The sequence below is a fragment of the Halomonas sp. SH5A2 genome (assembly GCF_014263395.1).
GTDB lineage: Bacteria > Pseudomonadota > Gammaproteobacteria > Pseudomonadales > Halomonadaceae > Vreelandella.
Genome location: NZ_CP058321.1, coordinates 1,655,516 through 1,679,779, shown reverse-complemented (window position 1 = coordinate 1,679,779; position 24,264 = coordinate 1,655,516). Strand labels below are relative to the sequence as shown.

Below are 24,264 nucleotides of genomic sequence, written 5' to 3'. Positions count from 1 at the left end.
CGGGCTACCTGGCGGAAAGGTGACAATAAAGATACATATGTTTCTTCATTTTTTATGAATAGAAACGTATGTATCATACTTAACCCTAGGCTGCCCATCCACCTCAGTCAACACGTTTGTTTCACATAAAAAATAAAAAGATACAAATGTATCCATTAAGCAGCATGGTTTACACTGCTCGCCTGAACGCGCTGGAGCCCTATATGACGTCTGTAAATAGTGACACGATCACCTCGTCTGCCTCGCCGCTGGATTCCATCAATCAACGTCTCGCGGCAATCTACCCGACGCTTAGCCCACAGCTGAAACAGGCGGCAGGCTATGTGATGGAACACCCGCTGGACATCGCGTTTCAGTCCATCCGCAAAACCGCGGGAGCGGCGCATGTCACGCCCTCGACCTTGGTGCGCTTGGCCAAGCGACTGGATTTCAAGAGCTATGAAACGTTTCGCGAGGTGTTTCAGTCGGCGGTACAGACACCGCCAGTGGAACTCTCCGGGCGTGCCAACCGGCTTCGTCACCAGGCAAGTCAGCCCGATGACCCCCTCTTTGTCGATGTCGGTGACGCCGCGTTCGACAATATTGGCCGCCTGTTTACCGCAGATAACCAGGCACGGGTCCGCGATGCGGCTCAGCAGCTTTTAGCGGCGCGCAATATCGCCGTGGTGGGTTTTCGGGACACCTTTGCCTGTGCCTACCACTTTGCATATGTGGGTCGCATTGCCATGCCCAATATCAGCCTTATCCGGGGCTTGGAAGGCGGGCTTTTAACCGAGCTTGACGGTTTTGATGAAAACGACATTGTCGTCGCCTTTGGCTTTGAGCCCTATTGCGCTGAAACGGTTAAAGCACTGGAAGTCACCCGAGCTAACGGCGTCAAGGCCATTGTGGTCACGGACACCATGCGTTCACCGCTGGTACCCGGTGCGACGATCACGTTCAACCTTGCCAACGCGACCCCGCACTTTTTTCCTTCAATTCTGTCAGCCATTACGCTCATCGAAGCCATTCTGGCGGAATGCGTCGCCTTCGGCCCTGATGCGCTGGTCCACAACGTGTCCAAATTCGAACAGCGTATGCGCCATATGGGAGCGTATGTGGATATCGATTAACGCGTCATCCATCGACGCCCCCTCGGCGAGTGATTGGAAGTGAGACCTTCGCAGCACTATGGTAAACGTTGAAAATATTAATTGGCGGTTAGCTCAGGACTCGCTAAATTCTGTTTACGTAAAGTGATGCTTTCAACCAAGGCATTACCTTACCTGTGCCACAGGGAACTCAAAGTGGTGCAGTTACAGAATGGGAATACAAAAACAACCAGTGGCAATGACCACTGTTGGAGTTTTCAACATGCCAAACAACAAGCACAACCCAAATTCAGACTCTTTAATTTCCACCTCAACAGAATTGCCTTCCTCCCTCACCAAGGGTTCATCAACACGACGCAATTTCCTTAAAACCGCGGCAGCTGGTTCCGCCGCTGCTGTTGCAGCACCCTGGATCGGCAATGTCCAGGCCCAGGAAGGTATTCGTATCCGCATGCAGTCTTCCTGGCAGCCAGGCACCGTTGGCTACCGGACGTTCGAGGCCTGGGCGGCCGGTGTTGCCGAGGCAACAGGGGGAGAGGTGCGTATCGAGCCCTTCCCGGCTGGCGCCGTGGCGGGCGCCTTTGAGGTTGCCGATGCGGTGCGTAACGGCGTACTCGACGGCCAGAACTGGTTCACTGTTTATTGGCCCGGCAAGATGCCAGCCGGCGTCTTCCTGACGGCCTTCCCGATGGGCCTCTCGTTGCCTCACCAGTGGGACATGATGTTCGGCGCCTACGGTGGTTTTGATATCGCCAAAGATCTCTATCGCAAGCAAGGTCAGGAACTGCTTGGCTATGTCCACCACGACCTCAACCTGATCCACTCCAAGATCCCGCTGCGCAGCTTCGACGACTTCGATGGTGTCAAGATCCGCATGCCCGGTGGCATCGTTGCCGAGACGTTCGCCGCCATGGGGGCACGAACCACGCTACTACCGGGCTCCGAAGTCTATCCAGCGCTGGAGAAAGGCACTATCGACGCGGCCGACTTTACCGGGGCGGCAGTCAACTACGAACTGGGCTTCTGGCAGGTGGCTGACTACATCATCATGGGCCCGCCCTCCACACCTTGCCTGCACCAGTCCGTCGACCTCATGGACATCTCCGTTAACCGTCGCGTGTTCGAGCGCATGTCGCCGCAAACCCAAGACCTGATGCATGATCTGGTGGCGGCCTACTCCCGCGAGCACTATGCAGCGATCCAGAAGGCCAATGCTGAAGCATGGCCCAAGTATCGCGAAAAAGGCGTGGAGATCATCCACCTCAGCGAAGAAGACGCAACCCGCTTCCGCGAGGTGGCCATCCCGCTATGGTTCAAATGGGCCAATAAGGATGCAGACGCTGCGCGCCTGTTCCGTGCTCACCTGGATACCATGATGGACCCGGCGGTGGCGTTGATCACCGAAGAAGACATACAGGGCTACGAACTCAACGCTTGATCTGTCTGTTCGACCATTCCGGGTGTTGTGGAACAAAAACCGCAGCACCCGGCTAGCTTAGTGCGCAGCGTGCCAACCCGCATCCCGTCGGCTCAATAATCCGTCTCCATCGCCGAGTGGTGATGGCTCAGCGGAGGAGTGTCCATGAATTTTGAGATCAATTTCATTTTACCGCACTGGCTTTACTGGTCGGTGCTGTTCTTACTACCGCTACTGGTCATGTGGCTGGTTGACCGCAGTTTTCGTCGCGGTGCCACTGTCAGCGGCGGCGATACCGCCGAGATACCCGCTGGTGAGGCTGTCGAGGTCGCCTATCAGCCACCCGGTAACCTCTTCACTGCAGTTATCGACCGCATTTCCGGTTTTTTTGGTCGCTATGTAGCCTATTGGGCGCTAATTGCCCCCTTCGTTTTCGCCTACGAAGTGTTAATGCGCTATGCCTTCAATTCGCCGACCAACTGGGCGCATGAATCAATGACCTTGATGTTCGGCATGCAGTACCTGATCGCTGGGGCCTTCGCGCTACGTGAAGGTGGCCATGTGCGGGTGGATATCCTTTACTCGCGAGCCAAGCCCATCAACAGGGCAGCGTTGGACCTGCTGACCTCGATCTTCTTTTTCATCTTCACCATCGCGCTACTGGTCACCGGCTGGAAGTTCTTTTCTCAAGCGGTGAGCGACCGTTTTTTCTTCGGTTCAAGCTATGCCAACGAGACTTCCTTTACCGAATGGGCGATCCAGTTTTATCCGGTGAAATTCATGCTGTTCTTTGGGGCACTGCTGTTGTTGCTGCAAGGGATTGCCCAACTAATTCGTGATTTCCAGTCCTACCGGCATCATCGGCAGGAACGTATCGACAGTCGCACGTTTTCCACCGTGCTTGTGGCAATTGGCGTGATTCTGGCGATTTGGACTGGCTTCGAGATGGTCAACATCGCCACAACCGATTACGAAAGCCTGGCGGGCAGCCTTGAAGGGGCGCTGAACAATGTGGGCATCGGCGGCCTGACGCTGGTGATGTTCGGCACCCTGATGGTGGTCTTGGTGGCGGGTCTTCCGCTAGCTTTCGTCACTGGCGGTCTGGGGGTTTGCTTTCTCTACCTAGTCGGCACCCAGGACATGCTCAACCTGATGCCGTCGCGCATTTTCCCCATGATGACCAACTACCAGCTGTCGGCCATTCCGCTGTTCATCTTCATGGCGTCGGTACTGGAGAAAGCCGGGATCATTGAAGAGCTATTCGACGTCGTCTACAAATGGATGGGCGGCCTCAAGGCAGGTTTAGCCATTGCCACGATTATTGCCTCAACGCTTCTCGCGGCGATGGTCGGCGTGATTGGCGCAGCGGTGGTGACCATGGGCCTGATTGCCCTCCCGGCGATGCTCAAGCGCAACTATGATCCGGAAATTGCCATCGGCTCGATCATGGCCGGCGGCACCCTGGGTATCCTTATCCCGCCCTCGATTCTGGCGATCATTTATGGCGTCATTGCCCAGCAGTCGGTAGGTGAACTCTACCTTGGCTCGTTGATTCCTGGCTTGCTACTGGCCTTTATGTACGGCTTCTACTGTTGGCTACGCGGCACCCTTAACATCAAGATGGCCCCGCCGATGCCGGTCGAAGACCGGGTTGACATGAAAGAGAAGCTACGCCTGTTGCGCAACATGCTGGCACCCATCGTTCTGGTGATACTCGTACTGGGCATCATCTTTACCGGTATCGCCACTCCGGTAGAGGCCGCTGGCATCGGTACCTTCGGTGCGCTGGTGGTCGCCGCCATGCACAAGCGCCTGACCTGGCCCAACCTGCACGCCGCTTGCATGACAACGCTGGTGGCCTCGGCCATGGTGATGTGGATTATCTTCGGTGCCAGTATTTTCGTCGGCTTCTATATTCTGCAGGGCGGTCAGACCTTCGTGCAGGAGTTGATCTCCGGTGCGGGCCTTGGCCCCTATGCGGTGCTGATGCTGATGATGGTGCTGTTGGTGGCGCTGGGCATGTTCCTCGACTGGGTCGGCATTCTGCTGCTGGCAGTGCCTATCTTCGTGCCGCTGATCAAGGGAATGACCTTTGATGGCGTATTTGGACTGCCTGGTGTCGACGCGACTGACGTATCGCTGTGGTTTGGGGTGATCTATCTGGTCAACATGCAGATGTCGTTTCTCAGCCCGCCTTTCGGCTATGCGCTGTTCTACATCAAGGGGGTCTGTCCGCCGCATATCACGATGGGTCAGATTTTCCGTTCCTCTTTCCCCTTCCTCGGCATCCAGGCACTGGGGCTACTGCTGGTGATCCTCTTTCCGGCGCTGGTCACCTGGCTACCTAACCTGGCCTACGGCTAGCCACACTTAACCATCCACCCTTATCTACCGCCCTCGCTAACCGAGGGCGGTTTTCGTCTTGGAGCAGGAAAACGTTAGGGCAATAACACCGTAGAGCCAGTGGTCTTGCGGCTTTGCAGCGCGTCCTGCGCTTTACCAACGTCTTTAAGCGGGTAGCGATTAGCCACATCAATTTTAATCTTGCCGCTTTCCAGCATGGTAAAGAAGTCCTCGCACATCATCTCGAGACGCTCGCGCGTGTCGGCATAGCCGTTCAGGCTTGGACGGGTAACAAACAAGGCGCCTTTCTGATTGAGGATACCGATATTAACGCCGTCAACAGGGCCGGAGGCGTTGCCAAAACTGACCATTAACGAGCGTGGTTTGAGGCAGTCCAGCGACATCTCCCAGGTGTCTTTACCCACCGAGTCGTACACCACGTCGCACATCTCGCCATTGGTGAGTTCGCGCACGCGCTCGACCACGTCTTCTTCGGTGTAATTAATGGTGGCCCAGGCACCGTTGGCCATGGCCTGATCCGCCTTCTCTTTTGAACTCACCGTACCGATCAGTTTAACGCCCAGTGCCTTGGCCCACTGGCAGGCAATTGAACCGACGCCACCGGCGGCGGCATGAAACAAAATTGTTTCGCCCCCTTTGAGTTCATAGGTTTGGCGAAACAAATACTGCACGGTCAAGCCTTTCAGCATGCTGGCCGCCGCCGTTTCAAAATCGATAAAGTCAGGCAGCTTGACCACTTTTGATGCGGGCAGAGTATGCAGCTCAGCGTAGGCGCCCAAGGGGCCTTGCGCGTAGGCAACACGGTCACCTTCTTTCAAGTGAGTCACGCCTTCGCCCACCGCATCAACAATACCCGCGCCCTCGGTGCCCAAGCCGGAGGGCATGGAAGGCGCTGGATAAAGCCCGGTCCGAAAATAGATATCGATAAAGTTAAGGCCGATCGCCTTGTTGGCAATACGGACTTCGCCCTTGGCTGGCGCCGCCAGCGTCACTTCAACCAGTTCAAGCACCTCGGAACCACCTGTGTGGGCAAATTGAATCCGTTGAGACGCCTGTTGTTGAGACAAATGTTCTTGAGACACAGAAAGCTCCTTTTTTATAGGATGAAGGTCAGACTCAGCTAGCAAGCTAACGCTAACGGCCCAGTAGCGCAACGCGGTTGTCACAACGCCCATGCTAGACTCACGTTTGTTGATCGCCGACGGCTACCGGAACATTGCTAATGCACCCTGCTATTTCACTGCCCACGTTAATCGCCCACCGCGGCTACTCCGCCGCAGCCCCGGAAAACACCCTTGCGGCGGTGCGCGCCGCCCATCGCGCGGGTATAACCTGGGTCGAACTCGACGTCCAGCTACTCGGCGATGGTACGCCGGTAATTTGGCACGATGCAGATGTCGTACGCTGTTCAGACGGACGCGGTAGACTGCGCCGCATGACCTGGCCGCAATCGCAAACGCTGGATGTGGGCCGCTGGTTTGGCCATGACTTTGCAGGCGAGAAGATGCCGCGCCTGGACGCCATGCTAGCGCTGCTCAACGAGCTGGAAATGGGGGTCAATCTTGAGCTCAAGGTCAATCGCGGCCACGACCCTATCGCACTGGTAGAGCGTGTCTTGCCCGAAGTGCTGGAAGCGCTGGCCCCGGAACGGTTGGTGCTGTCATCGTTTGATAGCCTGGCGCTGCGCCATAGCCGCAAATTTGCCAAGCCGGATAATCTGGCGCTGGGGATGTTGTTCAATCGCCTGCCAAAAGACTGGCAAACCCAATGCCAAGAAGTCGACGCCTTAAGCGTCCATGCTCACTGGTCACGCCTGAAGCGCGCTCAAGCTGATGCGGTTCAGCAGGCAGGCTACGCACTGCTCTGCTATACCCCTAACGATCCCCATGCGTTCCACCCGCTATGGGCTTGGGGGGCTGCCAGCGCGATTACCGACGAACCGGAGCGGTTTCAGCGCTATTTATCGACCAACGCGGCGTTAGGCTTGCCTCAATAAGGCTGGGCCATTAGCCACCCTGGTTGGCAAGCCTGCCTTGCTTGCCTACGCTTATGAGTCAGGGATCGGGCTTATGGCTCAGGAAGTAACCTTGCAAGCCCGTTGAATCGCTTCTGTACACGACCATTAACAGGGAGAGTGAAATGAGTGATACGGACCTCGGTACCTTAGATGCGCAAACGCTCAAGCAGCTCTTCGAGTCGCGAAAGGCATCCCCCCTTGAAGCCACCCGTGCCGCTCTGGATCGCATTGACCGTTTTAACGCGTCTGTTAACGCCTATGTATATGTTGATACCGAAGGCGCTGAAGAGGCTGCTAGAGCCTCGGCTCGTCGCTGGGGACAGGGTAAGCCGCTGAGCCCCATTGATGGTATTCCGGTGTCAATGAAGGACTTGACCGAAGTGGCGGGAATGCCCTGCCGTGCGGGGTCATTGACGACCTCGACGGCGCTCTGCGATACCGATGCGCCGCCTACGCGACTGCTCCGCGAAGCCGGCGCAATTTTCCTCGGCAAGACCAACACCCCTGAATTTGGCTGGAAAGCCGTCACCGATAATCGGGTTTTTGGCGCCACCTGTAACCCCTGGGATACCCGCCTGACGCCTGGCGGGTCATCGGGTGGCGCAGCGGCTGCGGCCGCCCTTAACATGGGTGTGCTTCACCAGGGCGGCGATTCGGGCGGCTCAATTCGCATTCCCGCCGCTTTTACCGGCGTATTTGGCTTCAAGCCTACCTTTGGTTGGACTCCCCAGTGGCCTCCAGCTAAAGAGCCGACGCTTTCACACCTGGGGCCATTAACTCGTTCGGTGCGCGATGCGGTCAGCATGCTGAACGTGATGGGACGCTACGATTACCGCGACCCCTACGCAACCAGAGGTCAGCCCGACTGTTGGGGAAGTGATTTGGGTAAAAGTCTCGAGGGGCTACGCATTGGTTACTCTGCCGATCTGGGTTACGCGAATGTCGATCCGCAGATTGCCAGCCGAGTGAAAGAAGCCGCCCATAAAATGCAGGCATTGGGTGCTGAAATCATCGAAGTGGACCCGGGCTTCTCATCACCGCTGGATACTTTCCGCAAGATCTGGTTCACCGCCTCCCTTGATCAATGGCGGCAAATGGATCAAGCCCAACGTGAGCAACTGGACTCTGGCATGGTAGCCAATGCCCGCAAAGCCGAAGCGTGGAGTGCCCTCGATCTTTTTAGGGCGCTGTCAGACCGGGCAACACTGACTCGGCGGCTCGAGCATTTCAATCAGCAGTATCACCTGATCATGACTCCAGCAGTGGCCGTCATGCCGTTTGAAATCAACCAGGAAGTGCCGCCGGGAAGCGGTATGCGCGATTGGGAAGAGTGGGCACCATTCTCTTACCCCTTCAACCTCAGCCAGCAACCTTCCGCCTCGGTTCCCTGCGGTTTTACTGACAACGGTCTGCCGGTAAGTTTTCAACTGTCCGGCGGCAAGTTTGACGACGTGCGGGTACTTCGCGCCTGCCATGCCTTCATGGAAGCACACCCGCCGCGTTTCCCCACCGTCCCTAACCCCTCTCAATACGCTTGAACCGGGCGTCATTGGTTGCATGTCCATTGCCATTGTGCGCTGTAGCGCTCAATGGCAATCTGCTAATTACGTCATAACGCCCGGATGATGATCAAAAGCGCCCTATCTCGCGAAAGTGTTTAACGCAATGTTGTCGCCAGGAAACGCGGGGAACATGCTTACATTGCCGATAAGCGCTCGCCATCCATAACGCCCGACATGCGCACCATCGCCAGCGCCTCTTCGAGGCTATCCACTTCTTCAACCTTGACCAATTCGTTCTTCAGCGTCACCGGCTGCCCTGTCTGCTCAGACAGCACCTTTTCCAGCGATGCTATATCCATGTCGTCACCCAGCGACTGCATCTCGATATCGCTGTTTGTCCGGCTGGGTAGGTAGATCGTGCCATTAGAGAAATCCACGGCGTAGGCAATCACGCCTGGGACAATAAAGAACAGCAGCCCAACGCCATTAGCCACTGCCACGGCAGGGTCAATATCGCCACCCAACTGACCTTTTCTTTCCGGGTGAAAAAGCGTCCCGCAACCGCTAATGGCGACAACCGCCGCGCCTATGACGGCCCTCTTCAACCACTGTTTAACTGTGCGTTGCATGCAGGGTCTCCCCGTTAATAATCAATTGTATATAGGGTTAAAACCCGCTGAGTTTAGCACACCGAACGGATAAGTCAGCGCGGGTCTTACCAGCGCAATTTTGCCGCCTTAACCGCTTGGCCGTACAATGTCTTAACGAACGATAACGGGTCCACCCCATCAACAAGGAATGCTCTCGCCCATGCGCGCCAGCCAACTACTCATTGCCACCTTGAAAGAAACCCCGGCCGACGCCGAGGTGATCAGCCACCAGCTCATGCTGCGCGCGGGCATGATCCGCCGCCTCACCTCAGGCCTTTATACCTGGCTACCACTGGGCTTACGCACGCTGCGTAAAGTGGAAACCATCGTGCGCGAGGAAATGAACCGCGCCGGCGCCCAGGAGGTATTGATGCCCGCGGTTCAACCCGCCGAGCTCTGGCAGGAATCTGGACGCTGGGAAGAGTACGGTCCTGAGCTTTTACGCTTGAAAGACCGCCACGCCCGCGATTATTGCGTTGGCCCCACCCACGAGGAGGTCATCACAGACTTGGTGCGTAAAGAAATCGCCAGCTACAAACAGCTGCCGATTAACTTCTACCAGATTCAGACCAAGTTCCGCGACGAGATTCGTCCGCGTTTTGGGGTCATGCGCTCGCGGGAATTCATCATGAAAGATGCTTATTCCTTCCATCTGGATGAGGCGTCTCTCAAGGAGTCTTACCAAGGCATGTACGATGCCTATTCGCGCATCTTCACCCGTTTGGGCCTCGACTTCCGCCCGGTGATTGCCGACAACGGTTCAATTGGTGGTACGGGGTCGCATGAGTTTCACGTCCTGGCCGACTCGGGCGAGGACGATATCGTGTTCTCCGATACCTCAGACTATGCCGCCAACATGGAGAAAGCCGAGGCCCTACCAGCACCGCTGGGTAGCGACGCCACCCGCGAAGCCCCCAAGGAAGAAATGCGCCTGGTCGACACACCAGACACCAAAACCATCGCAGCACTGGTCAAGAAGTTTGGCCTGCCTATCGAGAAAACCATCAAAACGCTGATCGTCAAAGGTGCCGATGGCCAACTCATCGCCCTACTGGTGCGAGGTGACCACGAACTGAACGAAGTTAAGGCGGAGAACCACCCCCAGGTGGCGACACCATTGACCATGGCCAGCGAGGAAGAAATTCGCGCAGTGGTTGGCGCAGGCCCTGGGTCGCTTGGTCCGGTAGGCCTTGAGCTGCCCATCATCATCGACCGCAGCGTGGCACTGATGAGCGACTTTGGTGCCGGCGCCAATACTGATGACAAACACTATTTCGGTATCAACTGGGAGCGGGACACCCCCTTGCCCGAGATTGCCGATCTGCGCAATGTGGTTGACGGCGACCCCTCACCAGACGGACAAGGTACGCTGTCGATCAAGCGCGGTATCGAGGTAGGCCACGTCTTTCAGCTAGGCCAAAAATACTCACATGCCATGAACGCCACCGTGCTCGGCGACAATGGTAAAACCAGCCACCCCTGGATGGGTTGCTATGGCATTGGCATTACCCGCGTGGTGGCGGCGGCTATCGAGCAGAATCATGATGATGCTGGCATCATCTGGCCCAATGCCATAGCGCCTTTCCAGGTTGCGCTCGTCCCCATGAATGCTCACAAGTCCCAGCGCGTGCGCGAAGAGTCTGAGCGCCTTTACCAAGCGCTCAGTGCCGCTGGCCTGGATGTGTTGCTGGATGACCGCGACACGCGTCCCGGGGTTAAATTTGCCGACCTGGAACTCATGGGCGTACCCCATCGCCTGGTCATTGGTGACCGCAGCCTGGACAACGGCGAACTCGAATACAAAGGCCGCCGAGATAGCGACGCCACCATGGTGCCTGCCGAGCAGATCATTGATTTCCTTCGGGAAAAGGCCGGCCTTGACCCCACCGCTCAATAGACGCTCAACCTGCCGCGCCCACCCATCAACGGCGCTGACGTGGCTGACACTGGCGGCCTGTATGGCCGCCAGTGTCCTTATCAGCCCGCCAGCCCAGGCCGAGTCATTGCCTGAGTCCCTTCGCCCAACCTTGGCGGATACTCATCAGCGTCAACAGACACCCCAACTGCAATGGTTGATGCGCCAGTGGCGACAGCGTATGGACACCCATCTGGCTGACTTTATCAGCGCACCAACCGAGCGCCGCAAGCTTCTCACCCATGTCTACCAGGAGGCACACCTTGCCGGGCTGCCGCCCGCGCTTGTTCTGGCCTTGATTCATGTGGAAAGCGGCTTCGATGCGCAGGCCGTGTCGTCAGCGGGTGCTGTCGGTCTCATGCAGATCATGCCGTTTTGGATTGAAGAGCTGGGGTTGCCGATGGATGACTTGACGAACCAAACGCGCAACCTGCGCTATGGCTGTACTATCCTGGCCCACTACCTCGCCGTCGAACAGGGCGACTTTACCCATGCACTGGCGCGTTACAACGGCAGTTTAGGCAAAACCTGGTATCCCGAACGGGTACTGCGTACCTGGCGTGATCACTGGCGATAAGTCTGATACCTACCTGAGGCATATCTGTGAGCCAAACGTTAAGACAGTGGCATGACTTTCCTGACATAAACTCGCATGATGGTGTTTCGATATCTGGCCCTGCTGAACAAGGAAACTTATGGTGTATCTCAAACGTGCGTATTGGGCGCTTTTATGCGGCGCCGCCTCACTTGTTCTTCTCAGTGTCAGCCCTGATACGCTTGCCAGTGATACCCGTATCAGCGTATCCGACAGCCATGGCGAACCGCTGCCCAACGCCGTGGTGGAAGTCTATTTTCCACACTCGGCCTCGCGCGATACCAGCGTAAAGAACATTTATCAGCGTGATGCGACTTTTCAGCCCGAGGTACTGGCAATACCTGTCAATAGCCAGGTAGCGTTTCCCAACGAAGACACAACACGTCACCATGTCTTCTCTTTTTCAGACGCCAAAACATTTGATCTGAATCTTTATCTAAACGAAACTCCACCGCCCGTTCATTTCGATAAGCCTGGCGTGGTGGTACTGGGATGTAATATCCATGATCACATGCAAGCATTTATCGTGGTCAGCGATGCGCCTTTTTATGCCATGACCGATAGTTCAGGACAGGTCACCCTGCCATCGTTACCACCCGGCCAGCATCGTGTAAGGGTGTGGCATCAGCAACTCCACGATAGCCAGCAGCGCTGGTGGGAAGGCGAGATTGCTTCAGCCGAGGAGTTGTCGGTCCCTCTGGAACTGCGCGCCACGCCGAAGCCACCCGAGAAACTGTCGCCGTTACAGCAACGTTTTAAAGAGGCCACCTAGTGCTTAGCGACAACTTTAGGGCCCGATAACAACAATATGCGCTTTCGTACCCGTTTGATGCTCGTGCTATTAACCGTGGTGGTGGTCTCGCAACTGGCCACTGGCCTCGCGTTTCTGCGCGCCACCCAGCAAGATGCCCTGACCAAGGGCAACCAGCGCCTGGAAGTGGGCGCCCGCGTTCTTGACCAGTTGCTCGAAAGACGTGGCGATCAGCTACGCGATAACGTGGCGATTCTGGCCGATGATTTTGGCTTTAAGAGCGCGGTCGCGTCACAGGATCGTGAAACGCTACAGTCCGTATTAGTTAATCACGGCACTCGGGCGGATGCAGACATCGTGCTGCTGAGTGACCTGGACGGCCAATTGCTGGCCAGCAGCCACCATCCCTCACAAACACCCATGCCTTTCCCCGAGCTGTTTGAAACGGCTCAGCAGCAGGGCTCTGCATTCAGCGTCGTGATCGCCGACGGTCAACCCTATGAGTTCGTCATGCTGCCGGTATATGCCCCCAACGTGATTGGCTGGGTGGGCATGGGCTTTTTGATTGACGACGCTGTTGTCGAGGAAATCAATGCCCTCACCGGCCTAGAAATCAGCGTGGTCAATTACACCCCTCAACAGACGCCGACGTATCTGGCCAGTTCGCATTCCCGCAAGGAAGCTGAGCCGCTAAGTCAGTTCAATAATGCGGCTGAGGCAGAGGCGTACTCAGAAATCAGCCAGATGACGCCGGACGACGGTTATCTTACCTACGCCAGCGAACTGTATAATGACTCGAAGAACCAAACCTTTGCGCTCATTCAGCTGTCACGTGACGAATTATTAGCCGCTTACGACGACTTACAGTGGCAGCTATTAGTTATCGTGGCGCTGATATTACTATTCACGATCGCTATTGCTGTCTGGAGTGCCCGCAGTATCAGCCGCCCGCTTGTTGCGCTGGCTGACGTTGCCAGACGGATTGGTCAAGGCGAGCGGGTTACTGACGTACCAGCAGAATCGTCCCAAAGCGAAACGGGGCTGCTCGCCGGAACGCTGCGCTCGATGCAAGACGATATTGCCGAACGCGAAGCGATCCTGCGGCATCAGTCACGCCATGACCTACTGACCGATTTGCCCAATCGCATCAGCGCCCTGGAAGACATCAATGCCCGCATTGAGGACGGCCAGCCCTTCACCCTGCTTCGCCTGGCCATTAAAGACTTTCGCAACATCAACGATACGTTCGGCTACGAACTGGGCGATCATGTGCTGGTTACCCTCGCCCACCGTATGAAGGCGCTGAAATCCCCTATTCAATCCGCTTATCGCTTGGCCAGCGATGAATTCTTACTGCTGATCAATCAAGCTTACACCACGCCAAACTGGCGAATCAGTGAACTCGCATCACTGTCAACGCCCATCGATCTGGATAATTCGTCAATCGGTCTTTCACTGGCCGCAGGTGAAGTGAGTTATCCAGCACACGGTGCGAAGGCCCAGCTGCTGCTCCGGCGCGCCGATATTGCTCTCGACATGGCACGTGATCACCCGGATGCCCACCAGCGTTATGCCGAAGGCCAGGACGAACGCCACTTACGCCAGCTGACGCTAATTCATGATCTGCGCGATGCCGTGAGTAACAACCAGCTTTGGATGGCCTATCAACCCAAAGTGGCAACGCGTGATGGAGAGGTATGCCAGTTTGAAGCGCTGATGCGTTGGCGGCATCCTTCGCTTGGTTTTGTGCCCCCGGATGAGTTCATTGGCCTGGCCGAACGCTCGGGAAATATTCGCAAGCTTAGCCAATGGATGCTTGAACACATAACCTCACAGCTCCACCAGTGGCAACAGCAAGGCTCTCGAGTCAGCGTGGCTGTCAATTTATCCGCCAGCGATGTCACCGACCCTCAGCTTCCGGGGCAGTTAGCCGAGTTGCTGGAACGCCATGATTTAGCCGCGGATCAACTGAGCCTGGAGGTCACCGAAAGTGCCGTCATGCAGGACATCAATGCCGCCGCCAGAACACTGGATGAGCTAAGCCGCCTCGGTGTTTCCATCGCGATAGACGACTATGGCACCGGGTATTCGTCCCTGGCACAGATCAAGCGACTACCGGTTAACGAACTCAAGATCGACAAGTCCTTTGTGCTCAAGCTCGACTCCCAGGAAGACGATTTGACGATTGTGCGCTCGACGATCGAGATGGGTCACAGCCTGGGGCTGAGCATCGTGGCCGAAGGGGTTGAAAATGCGGCTAGCGCCGCCCTGCTTAATGACTTGGGCTGCGACTATCTGCAAGGCTACTGGATCGCCAAACCCATGCCGAGTGACGACGTCATCCCCTGGCTGAAAAACACCGAAACCTTCACCTTCACGCATTAACCGCGTGCTTACTGAGAGAGCATGTCCATGTCCATCTTGATCCCTAAGGCAATAGCGAAAGGCATGATACCGCTTATTATTGCCCTCGGGCTTTCTATCAGCAGCTCGTCCCTTGCCGGCAGTCGTCTTATCGGTACCGGTGGTGTTGGCGCCATCGAAGGAGCCGCTGGCGGTGGACTCTCGCCCTGGGCCTTACTTTCGAGCACCGCCAGTGAGCAGGAGTTTGGTGCAACGGCCACCGTCTCGCGAGCCTGGCTGGATGATTATCGCTTAACGGTAAAGGCCGCCAGCGCCAACATCTACGACCGCCTCGAAGTCTCTGTGGCACGCCAAACCCTGGACCTCGAAACATTAGGCGGCGAGCTGGAGCAAACCATTGTCGGTGCCAAGGTACGCTTATTCGGCGATGTGTTGTATCACCCTTGGGGTATCTGGAGCGCGGGCGTTCAACATAAAAACGTGGCCGACGACAGCATCCCCAAAGCGTTGGGGGCTCAGCACGGCCAGGGCAATGATGTTTATCTGAGTGCCAGTAAACTCATATTCAGCGCCGTGGCAGGCCGCAACCTGCTGCTGAATGCCACCCTGCGTAATACCGATGCCAATCAAGGCGGATTGCTGGGGTTTGGCGGCAATAACGGTGGCCGCGAATGGGTTGCCGAAGGCAGCCTGGGCGTCTTCGTGACACCTAAGTGGGTGGTGGGAATGGAATATCGGCAAAAGCCTGATCGGCTTAGCGCTGCCCGGGAAGACGATTGGCAAAGCCTGTATAGCGCTTATTTCTTCAACAAGCACGTATCGCTTACCGCCGCCTGGTTATCGTTGGGCGATATCGCCGGACTACCTTCGCAGAAAGGCGCTTATGCGTCGCTTCAGGCAACTTTTTGACTGGGTTAAGGAATTTCACCATGCGCTTTCACCGCTACGCCACCCCACTGCTGATGGCACTATTGCTAACAGGATGTGCTATCCAGCCTACGGATAAGGCAACGCTGTATACGCGACTTGGCGGCATGCAGACCATCGATAGCGTGGTCGAAAACATGCTGTACCGCGTGGCAGATGACCCCGAGGTCGTGGTCTTTTTCGCCAACACCAACATCGACCATTTTGCGGAAGCCTTCGCCACCCAGCTATGCGATATAAGCGATGGCCCTTGTCAATACGAAGGACCGCCCATGGATCGTGCGCACCAGCACATGGGCATCAACGATGCTCATTTCAATCGTGTGGTTGAATACCTTGCCGACGCAATGGCGGAGGAAGGTGTTCCTCTGGCGGCGCAAAACGAATTATTGGGACGATTAGCGCCGCTATATGACGACGTCATGCGACGGCAATGATTCGCCAGTCATCCCGTCCAGCTGTCTTCACCTGATAAAGGGCTTTATCCGCTGCTTCATAGGCCTGGGGAAAACCCACTCGCGACGGCACAAAGCTGGTCGCCCCGATACTGAGCGTCACCTGTTTTTTATCCGGATGGGCCGCGTGAGAGAACGCTGATTGTTGCACTTGTTGGTGAAGCTGTTGGCAGTAGCGGCCCAGCGCGTCAACATCCTCGCAAGGCAATAACGCCGCGAATTCATCGCCGCCCATGCGATAGAGGGTCGCCTCTTCAGGCAAGGCTTCGGTAATTAACAGTACAAGATGGCGTAACAGGGCATCACCCGCCGGATGCCCCATAGTGTCGTTATACTGTTTGAAAAAATCGATATCCACCAATACCAGGCCAAGCGACTGCTGTTCTTGCTGCATGACGTCCTGGTGGAGTGCGCTGCGGTTGCCAATGCCGGTTAAAGGGTCGCGCATGGCACGTTCCATCCACCGCAGTGTTTCCTGAGTCGCTTTCTCGGTACGCCTTAATTGCCGTTCATGCAGCCACCAAAACAGCAGACCAAATACGAAGATCAGCAGGCTGGTATAGATAAGCACCTGGTTGTGCCAACGGGTCCGCTCCGAAAATGTATTGATGGCTTCCCCGCGGCGATCCAACTGCCCCATTTCGATACGCGTAAGGCAGGCAATCGGGTCGAGCAACTCGCGAGCGAGCACCATGGGTAACACGCTATTGCTTTTAAGCGCTGTCACCGTCTCATCCAGCAAGCGTAAGCTGGCTGACGTACAGTCGTATTGCTGATGGTAAACATCCACGTCGAACAGCCCATAGGCCAACTCGATGTCGGTTATCGCCGCTGCCCGGTCTTCAGGCCCTGGCACGTCCAACAGACGGGCCTGGGCATCCTGTAAATAGTGCCGAGAGCGCGTAGCCAACTGCTGGCCCGTCAGGTTACCCGATTGGCTGAAGTAGGTCTGAATTTCGGGAAACACCCAGCGGGCTTCGTAGATGATCAACACCATCAGCGCCATGAAACTCATCAGGCTGAGTGATAGCCATTTGACGTATCGGACAGGGCGCTTGCGGGTGGCCGAGTCGCCCCTATCAATATCACGGGATGAATCAAGACTTGGCTTCATGGTTTACCCACGCGCTTCGATACTGCGAATCATCCAGATCCAGTCATTGAACTCGCGTAAGCTGTTGACGTCCCGGTCACCGTATTCCCGCTCGACCAGGCGCGGCCCCCTTGAACGCAGGGTCAACGGCTTGCCATTTTCAATCGTCACCAGATACCAATTAGGGTCTTCCCAACCGCCTAGCGTGACCTCGTAACCGTCCCAGGCAGTAAAACGCAACTTGGCTGGCACGCGACCAAAGTGGCGGGCGAGAAAGTCTTTAAATGGCATGCCCTGCATTGCCACATCTTCACCCTGATAAGGATCGAACAGTTGAAAGTGGCTATCTGAAGACTGACGAAGCTGCTCGACATCGACCTCCTTGACTATGTCACCATCGATCAGTCTTAGCGTTTGCGCCATGCTGGTAACAGGCACCAGAAGAGCGGCGATGCCCGCCCCTAGCGCCCAGCGAGCTGCGGGGTAGCGGCGCAAACAACGCTTGAAAACGGCAGCATCCATAGCGTGAACTTCTCAATAGTTGAGGGTGGGACCGACTGTACCACTTCCAAATTTACTTTGCTTTCAACGGTTTTCACTCATATCAAAAACAACTTGCTGAAAGGCAATAATGGGCGGCAAGTCAATCAGGGTCGGTATCCCGGGGATGTCGCTTGGCGTTTTCGTGGGTTTCAAGGCCGCTTTTGAGCTCATGGGTCAAGGGGTCGTAGTTGGGTCTCAGCTCGTCCTTGACCGTGCCGCTCCACAATCTAGCCCCCACAAAGTAACCCGCCCGTCCAATGACATGGGCGGCCACCGGCGCGGTCATCATGATGAAGAGGATCACCCCGAAGGCCCGCGCGACCACCGCCACCTCGGCGAAATGAAGAGCCACCGCGAGCATGATCAGACTAGCGCCCAGTGTCGCCGCCTTGGTGGTGGCGTGCATGCGTGTCAGCAGGTCAGGCATGCGTACCAGGCCCAGAGCAGCCAGGAACATGAAGATGGCGCCGACCAGAATCAGCCCGCCCTTGATCAGTTCAATCATCGCGTGACCCTCCTCGCTCCAGGAAGCGTGCAAAGCCGATGGCCGCCATGAAGGCCATCAGCGCCATGACGATCGCCACGTCCAGCAGGCTCGGCACGTCGGTGGCAATGGCTACCAGGCCGATAGTGCCAACCAGGATCGACGAGAAGAGTTCCAGGGCCACCACCCTGTCGGGCAGGCTGGGGCCCTTGAACAAGCGCACGAAGGCCAGGCACAAGGCCAGGCACATGAGCGCCAGGCTCAGCAGAATGACAGTCGACACGTCTCCCCTCCTTTAAACAGAACTCTCAATGGAGCTCTCAATAAAACGCTCAATGGAACAGCTCCAGGGCGCGGTGCTCGAGTTCGGCCAGGCTCCGGCGCAGTTCGTCCTCGTCGTCAAGAAACATGGCGTGGATGTAGAGCACCCGGCGGTCGTCGGAGACGTCCAGGCTCAAGGTGCCCGGCGTCAACGAGATGAGGTTGGCGACGAAGGCAATCTCGAACTCGCTGGTCGCCTTGAGCGGCATGGCGATCACACCCGGTTTCATGTACCAGGGCGGCGTGATGATATCGAAGGCCACCTTGAAGTTGGCCAGCACCAGCTCCTTGAGGAAGAAGCCGATGAAAAGGATCAGCCGCGGCAGGCGCTGGGCATGGCCGGCCAAAGCCGGCACCTGGGACTGCATCAACGCCAGCACCACGTAACCGAAAAGCAGGCCGGCGAGCAGGTTGCGTCCGCTGAAGTCGCCGGTGAGCACTACCCAGGCGAAAGCTAGCATCAGGTTCCAAGCGGCAGCGATCATGGCATTACCTCCGCGTCTTCACCCAGCACTGCCTCGATATAGCGAGACGGGTCGAGCAGCTCTGTTGCCGAAGCCTCGGCCAGGGAGTAGATGGGCTCGGCATTGATACCGATAAACACGGTGCACAGCGCCAGACCCACTACTGGCGCAGTCATCAGCCACATCTCGCGCTGACCGACCGCCGGGTAGGGATCGACGTCGCCGTCCTCCGGGGGGGCCTTCCAGAACACCTCGGCCCAAATCTTGATCATCGAATAGAGGGTCAGTAAGCCGACCAGCAAGGCAATGAAGGTCACGCCCCAAGCTTCGGCCTCAACGCCTGCACGGATCACGATGAATTTGGCGAAGAAGCCAGACAACGGTGGCACCCCAGCAAGCGACAGAGCCGGGATCAGGAACAGCACGGCCAGCCAGGGGTGGCTGCGATACAGCCCGCCCAACTGCTTGAGCTGGTAGGTACCGCGCAGGCGACGCACGATGCCGCTGACCAGGAAGAGATTCGTCTTCACGATGATGTGGTGCATGATATAGAAGACCCCGCCGATGATCGCCAAGGGCGTGAACAGCGCAAGGCCAAGTATCATGTAGCCGATTTGGCTGACGATGTGGAACGACAGGATGCGCCGGAACTCGTACTGGGCCGCCGCACCCAGCACCCCGGAAAGCATGGTCAGCCCCGCCCCCCACAGCAGGATCTCATGGGTATAGCCGGGACTCTGATTGAAGATCAGCGTGAACACCCGGTACAGCGCATAGACCCCCACCTTGGTGAGCAGCCCGGCGAACAGCGCCGAGACCGCCACCGGCGGCGTATGGTAGGAAGCCGGCAGCCAGAAAAACAGCGGGAAGGCCGCGGCCTTGATGCCAAAGGCAACCATGAACATCATTGCCAGAACATCGATCATGCCGGTGTTTTCCAGGGTGGAAATCCGCCGGGCGATGTCGGCCATATTGAGGGTACCCACCATGCCGTAGAGCAACCCAACGGCCACCAGGAAGATCACCGAAGACACCAGGTTGAGGGTCACGTACTTGATCGCACCCTCCATCTGCGCCTTCTCGCTGCCAAGGATCAACAGCGCAAAGGAAGCCACCAGCATCACCTCGAACCAGACGTAGAGGTTGAAGATGTCGCCGGTGAGGAAGGCCCCGGCCACCCCGGCCAGTAGCAGGTGCATCAGCGGAAAGTAGCCAAACTTTTCGTGGCCTCGACCCGTCGTGGCCAGGGAGTAAAGCGCCACGGCGAAGCCGATGATGCCGGTGAGCACCACCATGATGGCACCCAGCAGATCGGCCACCAGGCTAATGCCGAAGGGTGCCTGCCAGTCACCCATGTGCATCACCATGATGCCGTCGCGATTCACCGTGGCGAGCAGCCAGAAGGCAGTGACCAGCAGGCTTCCGGTGCCCGCCACGGCGACGAAGCGTTGCATGCCCCGGGAACGCCAAAACACTAGCGAAACGGCCCCGGCAAGCAGCGGGATCAGAATGGGCAGCGCAATCTGGGGCATCACGTGTCGGTATCCTTCATCTTGTCGAGGTCATCGGCGCGAACGATTTCCCAGGCACGCCGCACCAGTACTACCGCGAAAGACAGCACGCCAAAGGCGATCACGATAGCGGTGAGCACCAGGGCCTGGGGCAGCGGATCAGCGACCGCTCCAGAGGGGGCGGTCATTCCTTCGGGCACCAGCGGCGGCGCCCCGCGGGTCAGCCCTGCGGTGACGAAGATCAACAGATTAGCAGCGTTGGAGAGCAACATCAGGCCGATCACCAGCTTGACGATAGAGCGGCGCAGCATCATGTAGATAGCGGCAGCAAACAGGATGCCGATGGTCACGGCCATCAAGGGTTCCATGTGGTCTCCTCCGGGTCAGGTTGATCCTCGTGGTCGTTTTCAATCAGGGAAGTGATGGCGGTGAGCACCGAGCCCAGCACCACCAGGTAGACGCCGATATCGAAGATCAGCGGCGTCGAGGCCTTGAAGTCGATGATCGGGATGGTCCACCACTGTGAAGTGAAGAAGGGGTCACCGACCCACCAGGCAGGCAACGTCGAGAGCACCCCCAACAGCAGCCCCATGCCAATCAGGTCGCGCGGCGAGACCTTGAGTATGGCGCTCATGGCCCGACGCCCAAAAGCGAAGAGATAGAGCGCGAAGGCCCCCGCCGCCACCAGGCCGGCAATAAATCCGCCGCCCGGCTCGTCATGGCCGCGCAGCAACAGAAACAGCGAAAACAGCAACTGCAACGGCAGCAGCAACCGCGCAGCGACAGTGAGGATCAGGGTGCCCGGTTTAATCATCGTATCTCTCCAGCGGGGCCACAGACTTGGCGTCGTACTCCTCAGCGTGGAAGTTCATCATGGCGTAGACCCCGATGGCCGCCAGGGCCAACACGAACATCTCCCCCAGCGTGTCCAGCGCCCGGAAGTCCACCAGAATGACGTTGACGATATTGTGGCCATGACCCAGCGGCTGGCTGTTTTCCACCATGTAGTCGGAAATCCTCGGCATGCGCTTGCCACCCAGCACCGAGAGCATCAGCAGGGTGATCATGGTGCCTACCAAACAGGCCACCACCAGGTCACGCAGGCGCTCTACCGTGGTAGAAAGGGTAGCGAAGCGCGGCAAACGAAATAGCACCAGGACCAACAGGATCACCGTCAGCGTCTCCACCAGCAGTTGAGTGATGGCCAGATCCGGCGCGCTGAACAGCACGAAAGTCAGCGCAATGGAAAAGCCCATGATGCCGACTGCGGCCACCGCGGCCAGGCGCGACCGCATCACGCAGGCCGTCACCGCCCCGGCCACCATCAGGCCAGCCGTCACCACCTCGTGGAAGTAGGCGTCCACTGAGAAGGCAAAGCTCGGCGAGTGCCGGAAGAACAGCGCATGGCCTACCAGGCCCAACAGCACCAGCAGGGTCATCACCAGATAGTTGCGGATATAGCCGTTCTGGAGCATCCGCGTCTGCCATTCGGCGACTGTCACAAGGCCACGCATTAGCGCCTCATAGCCGGCCTCCGGGCCCCGAGCCATGAGCGGCTCAAGCCGCGTCAAAGCCGCGCGCACCCGATCCCAGCGGCGGAATACCAACGCGCCCAGGGCGAGACTCACCAACGACAGCAACAACGGAAGATTGAACCCGTGCCACAACGCCAGGTGCGCCGATACCTCATGAGTGCCGAGCCCTGAGGCGGTGGCCGATACCAGCCCATCCAGCAGGCCAGGGAAAAGGCCGAAAAGCAGCGACAAACCGGCCAGCAGCGCCGGCCCGACAAGCATGCCCAGGGGTGGGTCGTGGGGCGACTCAGGCGTGGTTTGACGCTTACCGAAAAAGGGGCGCAGCGCCACGATGGCTGCCACCGCGAGCGTCAGGAAGGCCGCGATGAAAGCCAACAGCAGAATTAACCAAGGCCAGGCCTCAGCCTCAAGCACCGACTCGAACATTAACTCCTTGCCCAGGAAACCCAGCAACGGCGGCAGGCCGGCCAAGGACAACGCAGCCACCGCGGCTACCACGGCGGTGCGCGGCATCAGCGCCCGCAAGCCGCCCATGGCGGTGACGTCCTTGGTGCCGGTCTCGTGGTCAAGAATGCCCGCGACCATGAACAGCGCACCCTTGTAGAGGGAGTGGGCGAGCAGAAAGACCACGAAGGCCGTCAAAGCGTACTCGGTGCCGATTCCCAGCAGCATGGTCAAGGTACCCAGCGCCATCACCGTGGAGTAGGCCAACAGCTTCTTGATGTTGGTGTGCTGAATGGCCAGGAAGGCCCCGGTGGCCATGGTCAGGGCACCCACCAACGACAGGGTAATCACCCAAGGCTCAGTGCCGCCCAGCGCGGGATGCAGGCGCGCTAGAAGATAAACGCCCGCCTTGACCATGGTCGCCGAGTGCAGATACGCGGAGACCGGCGTAGGCGCGGCCATGGCATTGGGCAACCAGAAATGGAAGGGGAACTGGGCCGACTTGGTGAAAGCTCCCAGCAGCACGCAGACCAGCAGCGGCGCATAGAGAGCGTGTTCGCGCAGCGCCTCCCCTTGGGTGTTGAGTTCGACGAGCGACCAGCTATCACCGGCCACCCCCAGCATAGCGAAGCCAGCGAGCAGCGCCAGTCCCCCGCCCGCAGTGACGAAGAGGCCCTGCAGCGCCGACTTTCTAGCCGCCGGGTCGGTGTGGTTGAAACCGATCAGCAGGTAAGACGTAATGCTGGTCAGTTCCCAGAAGACGAACAATGTCACCAGGTTATCTGCCAGCACCAGGCCCAGCATCGACATCATGAAGGCGGTGATAATCACCAGGAAACGCGCAAGATCGCGATGGCCGCGTAGATACTCGCCAGCGTAGACTAGCACCAGGGCGCCAATCACCGTGATAAGCATCGCGAACAGCCAAGACAGGCCGTCGATGAAGAAGGTCAGGCTGATATCGAGCCCCGGCACCCAGGCCCATTCCAGCAGTAGCGACTCGCCGGCCAGGATATCCGGGGCCAGGCCCAGCAACCAGGCGGCCAGCAAAGCGGGATATACCGCCATGACTTTCGCCGTGTGCCCACCGAACCAGCGATGCAGCAGCGGGGCTACCGCCGCCAGCAAAAATCCCATCAATAAGGCAAGTTGCATCTGGCGGTATCTCCTGTTTTCTAGCCCCCACGTTCAAAGGGCAAACTGTAGACTAGTCAGCGCTTGCTTGCCAATCAACGGTTTACCTTTCAAAGTACCTTGCGATCTTCTACCTTGCTGTAATCGGTATCCGGTGGCAATGGATGCCCCTTGGCCAGCTCCGCCCTGGTTGCCTCACGGATGGTGAGCACTTTGACCTGGTACCGCAACGTATGGCCTGCCAGAGGGTGGTTGGTATCGACGCTCACGCTGTCACCGTCTATGCCAAGCACGGTAACGATCTGCGGCCCGGCTTCACCTTCGGTTTGAAAACGGCTACCCACCTCAAGCTGGGTATTGCCAAAGGAAGCACGGCTGACCGTTTGCACCAACGCCTCGTTATAAACCCCGTAGGCGTCTGCAGGGGCCAGCGTTATGCTAAGCTCGGCACCTGCTGACTGACTTTCCAGGGCACGCTCAAGTCCCGGCAGGATATTGTCATGCCCGTGCAAATACTCGAGCGGCTTATCCCGCGCCTGAGAATCATCCAGCAGTTGCTCGCCGCCATCGTTCAGCACGTCATGCAAACGATAGTGCAAGGTAACCACCTGATGCGCTGAAATCGACATACAAAACTCCTCTCCGGTAAGCTGTTGGCCGTGTGTCCAAGCGTGGGCACAGCTTATC

Annotated in this window: 23 protein-coding genes; 11 read left to right on the top strand and 12 right to left on the bottom strand. The window is 57.6% G+C overall.

Translation table 11 applies throughout. The features are described from left to right. Positions 1-203: 203 nt before the first annotated feature. The 3 genes from HXW73_RS07770 to HXW73_RS07760 all read left to right on the top strand — a co-directional run bounded on the left by HXW73_RS07770 (position 204) and on the right by HXW73_RS07760 (position 4,872). Positions 204-1,112, top strand: coding sequence for a MurR/RpiR family transcriptional regulator (locus HXW73_RS07770; RefSeq protein ID WP_186255653.1), 909 nt, complete (start codon positions 204-206; stop codon positions 1,110-1,112). Between the two features lie 241 nt (positions 1,113-1,353). After that, positions 1,354-2,529: a TRAP transporter substrate-binding protein DctP gene (gene dctP, locus HXW73_RS07765; protein ID WP_240538744.1), complete on the top strand. Its 1,176-nt coding sequence runs from the start codon at positions 1,354-1,356 to the stop codon at positions 2,527-2,529. Positions 2,530-2,673: 144 nt separating this feature from the next. Beyond that, complete coding sequence (locus HXW73_RS07760; RefSeq protein ID WP_186255652.1) at positions 2,674-4,872, top strand: TRAP transporter large permease subunit; 2,199 nt, start codon at positions 2,674-2,676, stop codon at positions 4,870-4,872. Positions 4,873-4,946: 74 nt separating this feature from the next. Here the strand turns inward: HXW73_RS07760 and HXW73_RS07755 are convergent, their stop codons facing one another. Beyond that, the gene (locus HXW73_RS07755) at positions 4,947-5,954 is read right to left on the bottom strand and encodes an NADPH:quinone reductase (RefSeq protein WP_240538743.1); all 1,008 of its coding nucleotides are present in this window, start codon (positions 5,952-5,954) and stop codon (positions 4,947-4,949) included. A gap of 140 nt (positions 5,955-6,094) precedes the next feature. Here HXW73_RS07755 and HXW73_RS07750 point away from each other — a divergent pair, with 140 nt between their 5' ends. Both HXW73_RS07750 and HXW73_RS07745 read left to right on the top strand, forming a co-directional pair. Beyond that, positions 6,095-6,868 (top strand): glycerophosphodiester phosphodiesterase family protein, encoded by a 774-nt coding sequence (locus HXW73_RS07750; protein ID WP_186255651.1) that lies wholly within the window; start codon positions 6,095-6,097, stop codon positions 6,866-6,868. 143 nt (positions 6,869-7,011) lie between these two features. Further along, positions 7,012-8,427: an amidase gene (locus HXW73_RS07745; protein ID WP_186255650.1), complete on the top strand. Its 1,416-nt coding sequence runs from the start codon at positions 7,012-7,014 to the stop codon at positions 8,425-8,427. 158 nt (positions 8,428-8,585) lie between these two features. On the opposite strand, the gene HXW73_RS07740 is transcribed toward HXW73_RS07745, so the two are convergent. After that, a complete protein-coding gene (locus tag HXW73_RS07740; RefSeq protein ID WP_186255649.1) occupies positions 8,586-9,020 on the bottom strand; it encodes a hypothetical protein in 435 nt (144 codons plus the stop codon). 181 nt (positions 9,021-9,201) lie between these two features. On the opposite strand from HXW73_RS07740, the gene HXW73_RS07735 reads away from it, so the two are divergent. The 6 genes from HXW73_RS07735 (at position 9,202) to HXW73_RS07710 (ending at position 16,030) form a co-directional block, all read left to right on the top strand. Further along, positions 9,202-10,938, top strand: a complete 1,737-nt coding sequence (locus tag HXW73_RS07735; RefSeq protein WP_186255648.1) for a proline--tRNA ligase — start codon at positions 9,202-9,204, stop codon at positions 10,936-10,938. Between the two features lie 61 nt (positions 10,939-10,999). Next, on the top strand, positions 11,000-11,533 hold the full coding sequence (locus HXW73_RS07730; protein ID WP_186255955.1) for a transglycosylase SLT domain-containing protein: 534 nt from the start codon (positions 11,000-11,002) through the stop codon (positions 11,531-11,533). Positions 11,534-11,651: 118 nt separating this feature from the next. After that, positions 11,652-12,323 (top strand): carboxypeptidase regulatory-like domain-containing protein, encoded by a 672-nt coding sequence (locus HXW73_RS07725; RefSeq protein WP_186255647.1) that lies wholly within the window; start codon positions 11,652-11,654, stop codon positions 12,321-12,323. Between the two features lie 36 nt (positions 12,324-12,359). Continuing rightward, the gene (locus HXW73_RS07720) at positions 12,360-14,687 is read left to right on the top strand and encodes an EAL domain-containing protein (protein WP_186255646.1); all 2,328 of its coding nucleotides are present in this window, start codon (positions 12,360-12,362) and stop codon (positions 14,685-14,687) included. Positions 14,688-14,714: 27 nt separating this feature from the next. Then, the gene (locus HXW73_RS07715; RefSeq protein ID WP_222105034.1) at positions 14,715-15,575 is read left to right on the top strand and encodes a DUF3034 family protein; all 861 of its coding nucleotides are present in this window, start codon (positions 14,715-14,717) and stop codon (positions 15,573-15,575) included. Positions 15,576-15,595: 20 nt separating this feature from the next. Next, positions 15,596-16,030 carry a group I truncated hemoglobin gene (locus HXW73_RS07710; protein ID WP_186255645.1) on the top strand — a complete coding sequence of 145 codons (435 nt, stop codon included), beginning with the start codon at positions 15,596-15,598 and terminating at the stop codon, positions 16,028-16,030. On the opposite strand, the gene HXW73_RS07705 is transcribed toward HXW73_RS07710, so the two are convergent. The 10 genes from HXW73_RS07705 to HXW73_RS07660 all read right to left on the bottom strand — a co-directional run bounded on the left by HXW73_RS07705 (position 16,014) and on the right by HXW73_RS07660 (position 24,206). Continuing rightward, positions 16,014-17,063: a GGDEF domain-containing protein gene (locus tag HXW73_RS07705; protein ID WP_186255953.1), complete on the bottom strand. Its 1,050-nt coding sequence runs from the start codon at positions 17,061-17,063 to the stop codon at positions 16,014-16,016. The genes HXW73_RS07710 and HXW73_RS07705 overlap by 17 nt on opposite strands. 102 nt (positions 17,064-17,165) lie before the next feature. Continuing rightward, entirely contained in the window at positions 17,166-17,663 is a 498-nt protein-coding gene (locus tag HXW73_RS17860) for a hypothetical protein (RefSeq protein ID WP_240538741.1), read from the bottom strand. Positions 17,664-17,784: 121 nt separating this feature from the next. Then, positions 17,785-18,189, bottom strand: a complete 405-nt coding sequence (mnhG, locus tag HXW73_RS07695) for a monovalent cation/H(+) antiporter subunit G (RefSeq protein ID WP_186255644.1) — start codon at positions 18,187-18,189, stop codon at positions 17,785-17,787. Further along, positions 18,182-18,451: a monovalent cation/H+ antiporter complex subunit F gene (locus HXW73_RS07690; RefSeq protein WP_186255643.1), complete on the bottom strand. Its 270-nt coding sequence runs from the start codon at positions 18,449-18,451 to the stop codon at positions 18,182-18,184. Before HXW73_RS07690 ends, mnhG begins: the two co-directional genes overlap by 8 nt. Before the next feature lie 49 nt (positions 18,452-18,500). Continuing rightward, positions 18,501-18,974 carry a Na+/H+ antiporter subunit E gene (locus tag HXW73_RS07685; protein ID WP_186255642.1) on the bottom strand — a complete coding sequence of 158 codons (474 nt, stop codon included), beginning with the start codon at positions 18,972-18,974 and terminating at the stop codon, positions 18,501-18,503. Then, positions 18,971-20,488, bottom strand: a complete 1,518-nt coding sequence (locus HXW73_RS07680) for a Na+/H+ antiporter subunit D (protein WP_186255641.1) — start codon at positions 20,486-20,488, stop codon at positions 18,971-18,973. The genes HXW73_RS07685 and HXW73_RS07680 overlap by 4 nt, the downstream gene beginning before the upstream one ends. Further along, a complete protein-coding gene (locus HXW73_RS07675; protein WP_186255640.1) occupies positions 20,485-20,832 on the bottom strand; it encodes a Na+/H+ antiporter subunit C in 348 nt (115 codons plus the stop codon). Before HXW73_RS07675 ends, HXW73_RS07680 begins: the two co-directional genes overlap by 4 nt. Continuing rightward, complete coding sequence (locus tag HXW73_RS07670; protein ID WP_186255639.1) at positions 20,820-21,278, bottom strand: Na+/H+ antiporter subunit B; 459 nt, start codon at positions 21,276-21,278, stop codon at positions 20,820-20,822. The genes HXW73_RS07675 and HXW73_RS07670 overlap by 13 nt, the downstream gene beginning before the upstream one ends. Beyond that, a complete protein-coding gene (locus HXW73_RS07665; RefSeq protein ID WP_186255638.1) occupies positions 21,271-23,598 on the bottom strand; it encodes a putative monovalent cation/H+ antiporter subunit A in 2,328 nt (775 codons plus the stop codon). The genes HXW73_RS07670 and HXW73_RS07665 overlap by 8 nt, the downstream gene beginning before the upstream one ends. A gap of 89 nt (positions 23,599-23,687) precedes the next feature. After that, positions 23,688-24,206, bottom strand: a complete 519-nt coding sequence (locus HXW73_RS07660) for an FKBP-type peptidyl-prolyl cis-trans isomerase (protein ID WP_186255637.1) — start codon at positions 24,204-24,206, stop codon at positions 23,688-23,690. Positions 24,207-24,264 lie beyond the last annotated feature (58 nt).

Coding starts and splice junctions, on each gene's coding strand:
- HXW73_RS07770 (WP_186255653.1), top strand. CDS start 204: ATGACGTCTGTAAATAGTGACACGATCACCTCGTCTGCCTCGCCGCTG.
- dctP (WP_240538744.1), top strand. CDS start 1,354: ATGCCAAACAACAAGCACAACCCAAATTCAGACTCTTTAATTTCCACC.
- HXW73_RS07760 (WP_186255652.1), top strand. CDS start 2,674: ATGAATTTTGAGATCAATTTCATTTTACCGCACTGGCTTTACTGGTCG.
- HXW73_RS07750 (WP_186255651.1), top strand. CDS start 6,095: ATGCACCCTGCTATTTCACTGCCCACGTTAATCGCCCACCGCGGCTAC.
- HXW73_RS07745 (WP_186255650.1), top strand. CDS start 7,012: ATGAGTGATACGGACCTCGGTACCTTAGATGCGCAAACGCTCAAGCAG.
- HXW73_RS07740 (WP_186255649.1), bottom strand. CDS start 9,020: ATGCAACGCACAGTTAAACAGTGGTTGAAGAGGGCCGTCATAGGCGCG.
- HXW73_RS07735 (WP_186255648.1), top strand. CDS start 9,202: ATGCGCGCCAGCCAACTACTCATTGCCACCTTGAAAGAAACCCCGGCC.
- HXW73_RS07730 (WP_186255955.1), top strand. CDS start 11,000: ATGGCCGCCAGTGTCCTTATCAGCCCGCCAGCCCAGGCCGAGTCATTG.
- HXW73_RS07725 (WP_186255647.1), top strand. CDS start 11,652: ATGGTGTATCTCAAACGTGCGTATTGGGCGCTTTTATGCGGCGCCGCC.
- HXW73_RS07720 (WP_186255646.1), top strand. CDS start 12,360: ATGCGCTTTCGTACCCGTTTGATGCTCGTGCTATTAACCGTGGTGGTG.
- HXW73_RS07715 (WP_222105034.1), top strand. CDS start 14,715: ATGTCCATCTTGATCCCTAAGGCAATAGCGAAAGGCATGATACCGCTT.
- HXW73_RS07710 (WP_186255645.1), top strand. CDS start 15,596: ATGCGCTTTCACCGCTACGCCACCCCACTGCTGATGGCACTATTGCTA.
- HXW73_RS07705 (WP_186255953.1), bottom strand. CDS start 17,063: ATGAGTTTCATGGCGCTGATGGTGTTGATCATCTACGAAGCCCGCTGG.
- HXW73_RS17860 (WP_240538741.1), bottom strand. CDS start 17,663: ATGGATGCTGCCGTTTTCAAGCGTTGTTTGCGCCGCTACCCCGCAGCT.
- mnhG (WP_186255644.1), bottom strand. CDS start 18,189: ATGATTGAACTGATCAAGGGCGGGCTGATTCTGGTCGGCGCCATCTTC.
- HXW73_RS07685 (WP_186255642.1), bottom strand. CDS start 18,974: ATGATCGCTGCCGCTTGGAACCTGATGCTAGCTTTCGCCTGGGTAGTG.
- HXW73_RS07675 (WP_186255640.1), bottom strand. CDS start 20,832: ATGGAACCCTTGATGGCCGTGACCATCGGCATCCTGTTTGCTGCCGCT.
- HXW73_RS07670 (WP_186255639.1), bottom strand. CDS start 21,278: ATGATTAAACCGGGCACCCTGATCCTCACTGTCGCTGCGCGGTTGCTG.
- HXW73_RS07665 (WP_186255638.1), bottom strand. CDS start 23,598: ATGCAACTTGCCTTATTGATGGGATTTTTGCTGGCGGCGGTAGCCCCG.
- HXW73_RS07660 (WP_186255637.1), bottom strand. CDS start 24,206: ATGTCGATTTCAGCGCATCAGGTGGTTACCTTGCACTATCGTTTGCAT.